Below are 12,100 nucleotides of genomic sequence, written 5' to 3' on the forward strand. Positions count from 1 at the left end.
ACATCAAGATTTACTTTAGCAATATTAGTTGAAAATAGAACTACTAAAGTTATTAACGAAAATATTAGCCATTATTTATCAATTCTTCCAAATAATCTTGTTAAGACTATAACATTTGATCGTGGTAAAGAATTTGCTAATTGACAACAACTTGAAAAAAATTTAAATGTGAAAATTTATTTTGCTAATGCATATTCACCCTGACAAAGAGGTACTAATGAAAATACTAATGGTTTAATTAGAGAAAAATTTCCTAAAAAATTTAATTTTTCAAATACTACTAAAAATGCAGTTCATAAATTTATATTGTCTTTAAACCAAAGACCAAGAAAAATACTAAATTATCTTTCGCCAATCGAATATTTGGTTAGAAAAATAATTTAGTTGCACTTAACTTTACAATTTGGCAATCTTATAAAGGCTATAAGAATTAAATTAATAAGAGGTATAAATTCCTATTTGTATTTTTTCTTTATGAATTAATTTGCAATGATTATCATAGTATCGCAAGAAGTATATTATTAAATGAAAATATTTCCAACCATAATTTCTGGTGACGCGCTGTGGTAATAATTTTTAGCATCGGTTACTTTCTTACCTTCTCGTTGTAAACGAGTAATTAATAAATAACCATCTTCAACTTTAACTTTAATCCCATTTTTTAACACACCAATAATTGTTCCATTAACAAAATCAGCATCTTTTTCAGCTAATGGTTCATTAGCAATCATTGCTTGGTGTAATTTATAATGCACATTATTAACTATGGTATAAGCAATTGGCCAAGCCCATAAGCCCCTAATTTGATCAACAATTTTTTGCTTTGGTAAAAATCAATTAACTTTTTCTTCATCCCGTGTAATATTATAAGCAAATGTTGCTTTGCTATCATCTTGGGGGGTTCCTTTAATCTTGCCGGTAATAATATCTAATAAATATTTTTCAATCATTGTTCCTGCTAAAACCATTAGCCGGTCATGCAAGGATGAAGCAGTATCCGTTGACATAATTGGAATTGCTGTTTGAACATACACTTCCCCAGCATCCATTTGTTTAATCATTTTCATTAGGGTGATTCCGGTTTCTTTTTCCCCATAAATAATTGCCTTATGAATCGGAGCCCCTCCCCGTAATTTTGACAATAAAGAGCCATGAACGTTAATACAATTAATTCGGACCAATTTTAAAATTCGTTCCGGAATAAACTGACCATACGCACAAGTAACAATAACATCTGGTTGTAAGGTAACTAATTCTTGATAAAGATCATTAATTTTTTCTGGTTGAAAAACCGGAATCTGCTTCGCTAAAGCAGATTCTTTGACGGGTGAAAATTGCACTATTTGTTTTCGCCCTATTTTTTGATCAGGTTGGGTCACAATTCCAATTATTTCAATTTCTGGGGCCAATTTTTGTAAGGCCGCTAGCACCACTGTGGCAAAGATTGGTGTCCCCATAAAAACTACTCTATATTTTTGCATCTTTTTTTCCTCCCTCAATTTTTTTTAAAGGTGTCATTAAACGAACAATATGTTGATAAATTACTACCATTGCTAACGTATCACGGTTACAATATTTTAACATTTCCGAGCGAAAGAATTTATTCCAAATTGGTAATGAAATGTTATTTTCCGCACACCGACGAAAGATTTCACTTGCCATATCCCCTTTCTGGACCTTTAAGACTTGATAAGTAAATTGGTTATCAAATGCTGGCTGAATTTTTTTAATGGAAGTCGAACCATAAAATTCCTTTTTATAAATCATAAAATCTTGAAAAAAGTCTATTAAATCAATTGTTTTATTACGAATTATTCTTAGTTTTTGTTGCCAATCCTGATATATCACAATAGTTTCTTCATTTCGCGTCTGATTAATTAAGATTGCTAAGTAATTAATTAATTCTGCTAAAACTTTACATTCAAAACTTTTATAATAAGCAACATAAACCCCTAACCCAGCACTAAATAAATCAGTAACTAAATGTTCAATTAATGCTAACCGTGGATCACCTTCCCCATCCGCTAAGAAGGCATAATGTGTCATCGTTGTCTCATCTTGATAATCAAAATTACTATCTTTAATAATATGAACTGAGTATTGAAACGGAATTTGTTGATAAGAATAAGAATAATCAAACCGCGGAACAGCGGCCTTCATCGTTTCAAAATCATACATATATAATGGATACTGATATTGGGATAAAACTTGTTTAATTTCCGAAATTTTTTGTGGATTAAGAACAGGCGCATTATCTTGAACGGCAAGAATTTGACGCTGTTGTTTTTCGGAAAATAAAACGGGAGTTTTTTGCCGGGCTGATTGGTGAAAGGCAAAAGGTAAGACAATATCTTTTAATAAATCAATGTTCTCTTGATACTTTAATAATGTCTTTTTTTCCATTCCCCGCGTTAATTCAAAAACACTATGATGGGTTGGTAAATAACTCGTAATATGCTGGCAATAACCATACCGATCACCCTTACCGTTAAAACATTGTTCATTACTAAATAATGGAAAAATTTCAGTTGCTGGTTGCATAAAATAACTTTTAACTAAAGCTAAATCATTGGTAATAAGGCAATTATTGACAACTCGTTTCGCAAATTGACCAGTCATCATTTGCTGACAAAATTCTAATAAACTAAATGGTGGTAATGTTTTGGTTGGCAATTTATAAAGATCTTGAAACATAAACAACTGGTCATCATCAATATCGCCAACACGAGAATATTCCGAATTTAATAACATTAAGGAAACTCGACTAATTGTTAAACCAGCCCCTGTTAAAACATAATACTGATAAGCTACATCATAGCCATATTCATCTTTAATTTCTTTATCCACATACATTTGGGTATCTTTAGCATATTTCCGTCCCGTTGATGCTTTAACCTCTATTAAATGATACGTTCCATCTGGTAGTTTCTGTAAAATATCACATTTCGTAATGCAATTGTTGTAAACAAACGATGGTTCAAAATAAACATCATAATTAGGGTCTGCTAAAACAGCGGTTGTTTTGGCAAAAGCAATTTTCTTACTGTAATGTTCTAAATTAAAATAATTATGATTACGCATAAAGTATTCGCGTGCCCGTTGGCCAACTTCATTTCCATCGGCAATTGTTTCACCCGGATAAAAATCAATTTTAACATCATCTGGTAACTTTCTCACATCATCATTGCTTGTTGTTTCATCAGCTGGTCAATAAGTTTCTAACGCTAAATCATATAAATGCGGGGTAAATAATCCTTTTGTATCATCATCGTTATTATCATCAAAAAAAGTACTCTCATCTACTTTGGCATTATTAATATTATCTTGTAAATCAAAAAAGACAGAAATCTTTTGCGCTGTTACTCAATCTTGCACTGTTTTTAAATTATCCCGCGACGCTAATGTTCAAGCAATTTTTAAACATTTCTTAAATCGTTTAAAATCTTCTTTTTTTAAAGTGATTTCTAAATCCATTGTTGCACTTCACTTTCGTTATCTCATATTTATCATTAGAAAGACAAAGAAAATAAGATGACATTTATTTTCTAGGGACAAATTTCTCTGCTTTTGGGCGTTCTTCAACCGGACGGTGGCCAACTTTACGCATTTTTCTTTCTTCTTCACGCTTTTTAATCATTTCATCACGGTGTGTTTCATATTCTTTTTTTGCGGCAATTTTTGCTGCTTTTTTTTCTTCTTTTGTTAACTTAACTTTTTTCTCACTAATTTCAATTCGGTGTTTTGTTTCTTCTAAATTAATTTCTTGATTAACAATTCAAGTTGTTTCATATTGTTTCTTACTAATTTTATTTGAAATTCCTTCAATTTCAAAAGCTTTCTGTTCTAAAAAAGTATTAGTCTTTGCTTCATAAATATCAACAATAACATCAAAAATATCCCGATATTTAAATTCTTTTCCTTTACGGGCAATAACTTTCTTATATTCTAGTCTTAAATTTTTACAATTATCAGTATCTTTAATATATCGTTTAATTTTATCTTTAACTTGTTTTTTTCTTTTTTCACGCTCAATTCGTTGGGCTTTTTGCCCCATAATGGAAGAAACAACGGCAAAAATAATAACTGCAAATACAATTAATACTAAAATCACGTTCATTGTCATACTACCACCCAAAATATTTGACATTGTTATCTAAACTCCTTTTTTACTTTACTATTATTATGCACTATTAAGGCACTTTTTTCAATTGTTTCTTGTTTTACAAGGTATTTGATTGCGTTGCCAAAGTTGGGGAAAATAAAAAAGAAAGTTTTCAGTATAATTAAGTTTGAAAAAAATTAGAAAGAAAACTATCCTATGAATATTATAACTAGAATCCAAGAGTTTTTAAACGAAAATAATAACTCTTTTATTGATTTAATTAATGAAATTAGCCCCAATATCCCTATTACAGCACTATTATCCTATTTAAACAATGAAATTAGTTCTGAAGCTTGAATACTATTTAAAAATATTTTTGAATATATTGATAACTATATTTTTAATAAGGACTGACGGAAAGCACGTTATATTTCAAAAGGATTTTATCAACGAACTTTGGTTTTTCGTAATGGTGAAGTTACTTTTAAACGACGAAAATATATCTTAAAACCATAATTTCAAGTGGCAAAAAAACCAAAAACGGTCTTTTTACTTGATATTCAATTAGGGATTGAAAGTTATCAGCGACTTGATTATGATTTTTCGTTAGAAATAATCAGCAAATTAGGCATAAATTTTAGTTATCAAGATATTTGTAATATGTATCGGAATGCTAACATAACAAAAAAACAATTTTTAACCTTATTAAACGGTTTGATATTAAACATTTGTTAGAACTAATGCTAGATGAACCAGATACAAAACTAAAACATGATGGGGTTATTTATATTGAAACCGATGAAGCATATCGCAATGCCATTAGTTATCAAATCAAAAAACGATTAAAAATTAAGAAAAGAATACGTTTAACCGTCTTTCATACTGGTTATAAAGATCCTAAAACAATACGAAAAACAATGCATAATGTCAAATTTCTAGTAACAATGACTAATGAAGTTAAAAAAATTAACTCTAAAAAATACTGACAAGGAATTAAAGAATTTATTAACTTAAATTATGAATCACCCGAGACAGCTAAAATTATTGTGCTTGGTGATGGTGCACAATATATTTCAACGGTTGAAAAACACATCAATGTTGAATTTATCATTGATCGTTTCCATGTTATTAAAAAAATTAAAGATTGTCTCCGTGGTCCACGATATTATAAACGTTATTTATTTAATAAAATTAGAAAAGCAATTCTAAAATTAAACTGAAACAAGGTTACAAAATACCTTGAATGAGCTTATCAGCTTGTTAAAACCGAAGAAGCGAAAGGAAAGTTACAAGAAATATCTAATTATTTAAGAACATACTATGGAGCAATTCAAAAATGAGAATATCAAGAAAATATTGGTTGTCGCATTGAAAGTTATATTTCTCGAATTATTAAAGTAATGTTTCGTTCAAAACCAAAAATATTTAATGAAAAAACGATTTACAAAGTAATGTTATTAAAACAATTGACAGCTAATGGGATTAATCCCTTTCAAGAACTAACAGAAATTAAAAAACTTCAAGTAAAAAATGAACAAATTACTTGAAGATGAATATTTAAAAAGATGAATAATCCAGAAGTTAAACAATATAACTTACCAATATTCACCGCTTCTACATTATCAAATACTAAAACTCTTTTAAAGAAAATAGTTTATAATTATTATTAGAACTTAATGCTGAAAACTTTTCCCCAACATTTTACACGCTACCAAGGTATTTTATCTTTTTTCCCATAAATTTAAGCAAGAACAACATTGTGATAAACATCTTGGAGATCATCAATTTCATCTAACATATTTAGAATTTTTTCAAATTGTTCACTGTCATTTCCTTGCAAAGTAATACGTTCATGTGGCAGCATTATGATTCCGACCATTTGAAAGGTTATAATTCCCGCCTCGTCTAAAAAAAGTAGACTGCACCCTGTTTAGTAAGTATTAATAAAAAGGTTTACAAACTTTTATTTATTATATATTTTTCTTTTTGGTTTGAATATCATTTATTTCATTTTTTAACATCATTAATATATTCATTATGAGATTTATAATTTTTATTATGGATTGTTCCTTTTTTAAGTAATGAATGAAAACTTTCAATAATAATGTTGTCTGCACAATGATAATTTTTACCCATTGAAATTATAATTTTGTTATCTAAACATTTACTATTATAATCTTTAGATGTATATTGATATCCGTGATCTGAATGAATTATTGTTTTATTTAGATCTTTTTTTATTTTTTTAATTTTATTAATTGCATTATTTAAATTATCAATTAAAAGTTTGTTATTATTAAATTTTTATCATTTTACATCAATAATTTCTTTAGTATATCCATCAATTATTGTTGATTGATAATGTTTTTTACCATTTCAAATTAAATAGTCTAGACTGCACCTCCTTTAAAAGTTTAGCAAAGACTTTTTTTCTTTACTTACTTTTTGGGGTGCAGTCTAAATTAATCTTACATCAAATTCGTTTTCAAATTGTCATATTGATTATTTTTTTTATTTTATCAAGAGTTTTCGACAAAATTAAAGAAACATTCCACGATTATTGAGTAGGGGCATTGTTGTTTTTCTCCTTCAATAATATAATTATCAAAAAGGGGAATTTGTTCCTTGCAAATGAGGTGTAAAAATGAAAGCAATTAAATTACGAGCAACCGATATTATTAATAAAGAATTTCAAGTTGATTATCAGGGGTATGATCCAAATGATGTTGATATGTTTTTGGATATGATTGCCATTGATTATCGAATTTTTGAGTACATTACAAATGATTTTAATAAAGAAATCAAGTATTTGCGTCAACAATTAAATGAGTTGCAAGATAAAAATGATGTGTTACGCGCTCAACTTGATGAAACAAAAGCACAAAAAGTGCGCTTAGAAGAAGAAGGATATTCAAAAGCGGATTTAATTAAACGAATTCATAATTTAGAGGGTAAAATAAATAACGATTAGATTCTTTAATTTTGTCGAAAACTCTTGATAAAATAAAAAAAATCATCAATATGACAATTTGAAAACGAATTTGATGGAAGATTATTATTGTTCTTTAACTTTTTTAGATGTTAAAATATAATACCGTTGCTTGTTGGTTTGGTGTTAAATCTTTGTGTTGGTATTTTCATTTTCAGAGATTTAAATAATTTTGAATGTTAGTAAAACCTAAACCATGATAATGAATTAAGGCTTCTTTAAGGATTGCTTGTAATTTACTAATTTTATTTAATTTTCGATAACTGGCATCAGGATTTGTCCTAGTTTTAGTGGCATATAAAGTAGAACTTTTTTGTTTTGCTACTAATAAATATAATGGTTGCATATCAGAAATAATAATGGAATTTTTGTTAATTAATTTTGTATTCATATTTTCAATAATTCACTGTTTTTGTAATCGTTTGGTATTAGTGGATTGAACAAAATATTATTATTAGTATCAACCGCCATTTGAATACAACATTTAGTGTTAGTGGAAAATGGATCAAGATGAGTTTTTCGTTTATCAAATTTATTTTTAAAATTACCTTTATGGATTTCTTTAATAGACTTCTTGCGATACCGGTTTTTCTTATTAAGAATATTTCTATAAAATATAATTAAAAATAAAAAATATAAATTAGGCGGATATAAAACTATTAAAAATGATAACTTTAAATTTCTTAATGATAAAGAATTATTACGATTAACAGGAATAAAACAAAATACTTTTAATAAAATGTTAGATATTTTAAAAGAAGCCGAGTTAAAAAAATTAAAAAAGGCGGAAAAGATAATAAATTATCATTAGAAAATCGTTTATTAATGACTTTATCATATTGAAGAGAATACCGCACTTATTTTCATCTTGGCAAAATTTTTGGCATTAGTGAGATTAATTGTTATCGTAATATCAAATGAATTGAAAACACTTTAATTAAACACCCTGACTTTCAACAACTTGCTGGGCAAAAAACATTAATAAATAAATATTTTAATGATAAAACAATTATTATTGATGCAACCGAAACAGCCATCCAACGCCCAAAAAAAGACAAAAAAAATACTATTCCGGAAAAAAGAAAAAGCATACTATCAAAACACAAATAATCATCGAAAAAGAAAGCAAAACTATTATTGCAACAAATTTTGCTTGTGGTAAAACCGATGATTTTCGTTTATTTAAAGAAGCAAAAATACCGCTTTTAAAGCTAGCAAAGTAATAGTTGATACAGGTTATCAAGGCTTGCAAAAAATGCATCGGAATGTTTTGATTCCGCATAAAAAAACAAAGCAAAAACCTTTAAACAACGAACAAAAACAGCATAATAAACTAATTTCACAAATGAGAATCGTTATTGAAAATGTTTTTGCTATCCTTAAAAAATTTAAAATTATTACTGAAAAATATCGCAATCGTAGAAAAATCTTTGCTTTAAGATTTAATTTAATTGCTTCAATCTATAATTTTCAATTGTTATTATAAATAAGACAAGAAGTTGAATGAAAATTAACTTTAAATAATAAAATCATTTTTTATTGTGCCAAAATAATGCATCTCTTATAAAGACTATAAAAATTAAATTAATAAGAGGTATAAATTCCTATTTGCAATGTTTCTTTATGAATTAATTTGCAATGATTATCATAATATCGCAAGAAGTCTAATGAAATTTATTAATTCAAATTTCATTGTTCATAATTTAAATGACTTCAATAAGTAAAATGATGACGAAAAGCATCAAAACTAGCCCGACATTTTTTGCATAAATATTTTTGTTTTCCTTCGGGATTATGGCCATTTTTAACACAATGATAAGATTTGCAATTAGGACATTTAACACCTTTATCTCTAAATTTTTGATCAATTTCATTTAAGCGTTTTTGTTTTTTGATTAATTCTGCTTCTTTTTTAACTTTTTCATAAAATTCTAAAAATTGATTATTTGTTAAACTATTTATTAATTCTGCAAGTATTTTTTCCATCAATTATTTACCTCTCTTTATATTAAAAATATACCTAATTTTATATATATTTTATAAATATCAAGAGTTTTCGACAAAATTAAAGAAATCATTTAATAGGCCTCTTGCGGTATCTTATTATTTATGCTTAAAAAGCAATTAAAATTTTTAAAAATGCTTATTTTAAAGTTTAATTTAATTTTTTTAATTTGTAATTTTTTTATTTTTGTTAGTATCGCAAGAAGTCTAATACTTTTCGTTGTAAATTAAACATTTTTTCTTCATCAGGTGGTTTTTGATGATCATAACCTAAAATATGCAACATTCCATGGGTAAATAAAAAAGCAAATTCACGCCGAGGAGAATGGTTATATTCCGTAGCTTGCGCAAGTGCTTTTTCATAACAAATGAAAATATCCCCTAAACTACGTAATCCTGTTAATTTAAATAAATCAACCTTATTCTCCTCTTCTAAGGCAAAGGTAATAACATCAGCAACATAATCTTTTTGCCGATATTGCCGATTAAGTTTCAGTTGCTTTTGCTCATCAACAATAATTAATGATAATTCTAATGGTTCAGTTATTGCTAATGTTGTTTTAATTTTCTGAAAAATGGCATTAAAATCATCTTGATGTGGTTTAATATCAAAATTTGTCTCATTGTAAATTACAAAATCATCATTCATTTCCTCACCGGACCCTTCTCTTTTTTTATTATAACAAATTAAATCATTATCTTCAGCAAATAATCTAATATACTTCTTTCGATACTATGATAATCATTGCAAATTAATTCATAAAGAAACATTGCAAATAGGAATTTATACCTCTTATTAATTTAATTTTTATAGTCTTTATAAGAGATGCATTATTTTGGCACAATAAAAAATGATTTTATTATTTAAAGTTAATTTTCATTCAACTTCTTGTCTTATTTATAATAACAATTGAAAATTATAGATTGAAGCAATTAAATTAAATCTTAAAGCAAAGATTTTTCTACGATTGCGATATTTTTCAGTAATAATTTTAAATTTTTTAAGGATAGCAAAAACATTTTCAATAACGATTCTCATTTGTGAAATTAGTTTATTATGCTGTTTTTGTTCGTTGTTTAAAGGTTTTTGCTTTGTTTTTTTATGCGGAATCAAAACATTCCGATGCATTTTTTGCAAGCCTTGATAACCTGTATCAACTATTACTTTGCTAGCTTTAAAAGCGGTATTTTTGATTCTTTAAATAAACGAAAATCATCGGTTTTACCACAAGCAAAATTTGTTGCAATAATAGTTTTGCTTTCTTTTTCGATGATTATTTGTGTTTTGATAGTATGCTTTTTCTTTTTTCCGGAATAGTATTTTTTTTGTCTTTTTTTGGGCGTTGGATGGCTGTTTCGGTTGCATCAATAATAATTGTTTTATCATTAAAATATTTATTTATTAATGTTTTTTGCCCAGCAAGTTGTTGAAAGTCAGGGTGTTTAATTAAAGTGTTTTCAATTCATTTGATATTACGATAACAATTAATCTCACTAATGCCAAAAATTTTGCCAAGATGAAAATAAGTGCGGTATTCTCTTCAATATGATAAAGTCATTAATAAACGATTTTCTAATGATAATTTATTATCTTTTCCTTCTTTTTTAATTTTTTTAACTCGGCTTCTTTTAAAATATCTAACATTTTATTAAAAGTATTTTGTTTTATTCCTGTTAATCGTAATAATTCTTTATCATTAAGAAATTTAAAGTTATCATTTTTAATAGTTTTATATCCGCCTAATTTATATTTTTTATTTTTGCTGAATTATACTTGTAAGTGCAAGTAAATAAAATTGCAAAAAATCTCATATAAAAATTTTATGATGCTAAGTTTATTTTAGAAAAAATAAAGCAAGGAGTTTTTATATGGGATATAAACATCTTGGCATAGATGAAAGAATTTATATTGAGAATCAATTGAAGTTTAAAATAAAAATTAGTGAAATAGCTAAAAATCTTAATCGAAGTATTAGTACTATTATTCGAGAAGTTAATAGAAATAAAGATAATAATCATTATTTTTCATTAATTGCACAAAATAAAGCAGAAAATAGAAAACAATCACATATTTATTTTCATAAGTTTAAAAATAGAGAATTAGTAAAATATGTACAACAAAAATTATTATTAGGTTGATCACCCGAACAAATTTATGGCAGAATTAAAAATTTTCATAAAGAATGAATTATTAGTTTTAAAACAATTTACAATTGAATTTATTCTGGATTACTTGAAAAAGTTACTAATAAAAATTTAAGAAGAAAAGGTAAGAAACGAAAATATCAATAAAATCGGGGTAAATTTAATGGTAAATCAATTAAAGAACGAAATGCTAATGTTAATAATCGCGTAACTCTTGGTCATTGAGAAGGTGATACCGTAGTATCATCACGAGGTAAAAGTAAATCATGTTTAATAACTTTAGTTGAAAGAACATCAAGATTTACTTTAGCAATATTAGTTGAAAATAAAACTACTAAAGTTATTAACGAAAATATTAGCCATTATTTATCAATTCTTCCAAATAATCTTGTTAAGACTATAACATTTGATCGTGGTAAAGAATTTGCTAATTGACAACAACTTGAAAAAAATTTAAATGTGAAAATTTATTTTGCTAATGCATATTCACCCTGACAAAGAGGTACTAATGAAAATACTAATGGTTTAATTAGAGAAAAATTTCCTAAAAAATTTAATTTTTCAAATACTACTAAAAATGCAGTTCATAAATTTATATTGTCTTTAAACCAAAGACCAAGAAAAATACTAAATTATCTTTCGCCAATCGAATATTTGGTTAGAAAAATAATTTAGTTGCACTTAACTTTACAATTTGGCTTTTAATTATATTTTATAGAAATATTCTTAATAAGAAAAACCGGTATCGCAAGAAGTCTAATAAATAAAAGTTTGTAAACCTTTTTATTAATACTTACTAAACGGGGTGCAGTCTAAACTACGCTTTAAATCTGTTATATCAAGTAATAAATTTAGTGGAT

General features: G+C 26.7%; 15 protein-coding genes and 2 pseudogenes. 8 read left to right on the plus strand and 9 right to left on the minus strand.

Going from position 1 to position 12,100, the window contains the following annotated elements; genetic code table 4:
• The first annotated feature begins 24 nt into the window (after positions 1–24).
• Positions 25–384 carry an IS30 family transposase gene (locus ACQH23_RS06845; protein WP_425379323.1) on the plus strand — a complete coding sequence of 120 codons (360 nt, stop codon included), beginning with the start codon at positions 25–27 and terminating at the stop codon, positions 382–384.
• Positions 385–521: 137 nt separating this feature from the next.
• Here the strand turns inward: ACQH23_RS06845 and fmt are convergent, their stop codons facing one another.
• The 3 genes from fmt to ACQH23_RS06860 all read right to left on the minus strand — a co-directional run bounded on the left by fmt (position 522) and on the right by ACQH23_RS06860 (position 4,147).
• On the minus strand, positions 522–1,481 hold the full coding sequence (gene fmt / locus ACQH23_RS06850) for a methionyl-tRNA formyltransferase (protein WP_425377754.1): 960 nt from the start codon (positions 1,479–1,481) through the stop codon (positions 522–524).
• Positions 1,468–3,474, minus strand: coding sequence for a DUF2779 domain-containing protein (locus ACQH23_RS06855; protein WP_425377755.1), 2,007 nt, complete (start codon positions 3,472–3,474; stop codon positions 1,468–1,470). Before ACQH23_RS06855 ends, fmt begins: the two co-directional genes overlap by 14 nt.
• A gap of 64 nt (positions 3,475–3,538) precedes the next feature.
• Positions 3,539–4,147, minus strand: coding sequence for a hypothetical protein (locus tag ACQH23_RS06860; RefSeq protein WP_425377756.1), 609 nt, complete (start codon positions 4,145–4,147; stop codon positions 3,539–3,541).
• Positions 4,148–4,318: 171 nt separating this feature from the next.
• On the opposite strand from ACQH23_RS06860, the gene ACQH23_RS06865 reads away from it, so the two are divergent.
• From ACQH23_RS06865 to ACQH23_RS06875, 3 genes are read left to right on the plus strand one after another with little or no spacing between them, the layout of a single operon-like run.
• Positions 4,319–4,618, plus strand: a complete 300-nt coding sequence (locus ACQH23_RS06865; RefSeq protein WP_425377757.1) for a hypothetical protein — start codon at positions 4,319–4,321, stop codon at positions 4,616–4,618.
• A 6-nt stretch (positions 4,619–4,624) separates the two neighbouring features.
• Positions 4,625–4,837 carry a hypothetical protein gene (locus ACQH23_RS06870; protein ID WP_425377758.1) on the plus strand — a complete coding sequence of 71 codons (213 nt, stop codon included), beginning with the start codon at positions 4,625–4,627 and terminating at the stop codon, positions 4,835–4,837.
• 5 nt (positions 4,838–4,842) lie between these two features.
• Positions 4,843–5,772 (plus strand): UPF0236 family transposase-like protein, encoded by a 930-nt coding sequence (locus ACQH23_RS06875; RefSeq protein WP_425377759.1) that lies wholly within the window; start codon positions 4,843–4,845, stop codon positions 5,770–5,772.
• Positions 5,773–5,843: 71 nt separating this feature from the next.
• On the opposite strand, the gene ACQH23_RS06880 is transcribed toward ACQH23_RS06875, so the two are convergent.
• Together ACQH23_RS06880 and ACQH23_RS06885 are read right to left on the minus strand one after the other, a co-directional pair.
• Positions 5,844–5,981: a YebC/PmpR family DNA-binding transcriptional regulator gene (locus tag ACQH23_RS06880; RefSeq protein WP_425377760.1), complete on the minus strand. Its 138-nt coding sequence runs from the start codon at positions 5,979–5,981 to the stop codon at positions 5,844–5,846.
• A gap of 74 nt (positions 5,982–6,055) precedes the next feature.
• Entirely contained in the window at positions 6,056–6,238 is a 183-nt protein-coding gene (locus tag ACQH23_RS06885) for a hypothetical protein (protein WP_425377761.1), read from the minus strand.
• Between the two features lie 508 nt (positions 6,239–6,746).
• Between ACQH23_RS06885 and ACQH23_RS06890 the strand changes: the two genes are divergently transcribed.
• Complete coding sequence (locus ACQH23_RS06890) at positions 6,747–7,073, plus strand: DivIVA domain-containing protein (protein WP_425377762.1); 327 nt, start codon at positions 6,747–6,749, stop codon at positions 7,071–7,073.
• Positions 7,074–7,176: 103 nt separating this feature from the next.
• On the opposite strand, the gene ACQH23_RS06895 is transcribed toward ACQH23_RS06890, so the two are convergent.
• Entirely contained in the window at positions 7,177–7,482 is a 306-nt protein-coding gene (locus ACQH23_RS06895; protein WP_425377763.1) for a hypothetical protein, read from the minus strand.
• A gap of 267 nt (positions 7,483–7,749) precedes the next feature.
• On the opposite strand from ACQH23_RS06895, the pseudogene ACQH23_RS06900 reads away from it, so the two are divergent.
• A pseudogene (locus tag ACQH23_RS06900) lies at positions 7,750–8,577 on the plus strand (IS5 family transposase).
• A 191-nt stretch (positions 8,578–8,768) separates the two neighbouring features.
• Here the strand turns inward: ACQH23_RS06900 and ACQH23_RS06905 are convergent.
• The 3 genes and pseudogenes from ACQH23_RS06905 to ACQH23_RS06915 form a co-directional block, all read right to left on the minus strand.
• Entirely contained in the window at positions 8,769–9,077 is a 309-nt protein-coding gene (locus ACQH23_RS06905) for an IS1/IS1595 family N-terminal zinc-binding domain-containing protein (protein ID WP_425377764.1), read from the minus strand.
• A gap of 208 nt (positions 9,078–9,285) precedes the next feature.
• Entirely contained in the window at positions 9,286–9,744 is a 459-nt protein-coding gene (ybeY, locus tag ACQH23_RS06910) for an rRNA maturation RNase YbeY (RefSeq protein WP_425377765.1), read from the minus strand.
• 249 nt (positions 9,745–9,993) lie between these two features.
• Positions 9,994–10,821 (minus strand): annotated as a pseudogene (locus ACQH23_RS06915) (IS5 family transposase).
• A gap of 143 nt (positions 10,822–10,964) precedes the next feature.
• On the opposite strand from ACQH23_RS06915, the gene ACQH23_RS06920 reads away from it, so the two are divergent.
• Together ACQH23_RS06920 and ACQH23_RS06925 are read left to right on the plus strand one after the other, a co-directional pair.
• Complete coding sequence (locus ACQH23_RS06920) at positions 10,965–11,387, plus strand: transposase (protein WP_425377766.1); 423 nt, start codon at positions 10,965–10,967, stop codon at positions 11,385–11,387.
• A gap of 27 nt (positions 11,388–11,414) precedes the next feature.
• Positions 11,415–11,915, plus strand: coding sequence for an IS30 family transposase (locus ACQH23_RS06925; protein WP_425379324.1), 501 nt, complete (start codon positions 11,415–11,417; stop codon positions 11,913–11,915).
• Positions 11,916–12,100 lie beyond the last annotated feature (185 nt).

Origin of the sequence: Spiroplasma endosymbiont of Polydrusus pterygomalis, from assembly GCF_964030635.1 — a bacterium.
Taxonomy (GTDB): domain Bacteria; phylum Bacillota_I; class Bacilli_A; order Mycoplasmatales; family Mycoplasmataceae; genus Spiroplasma.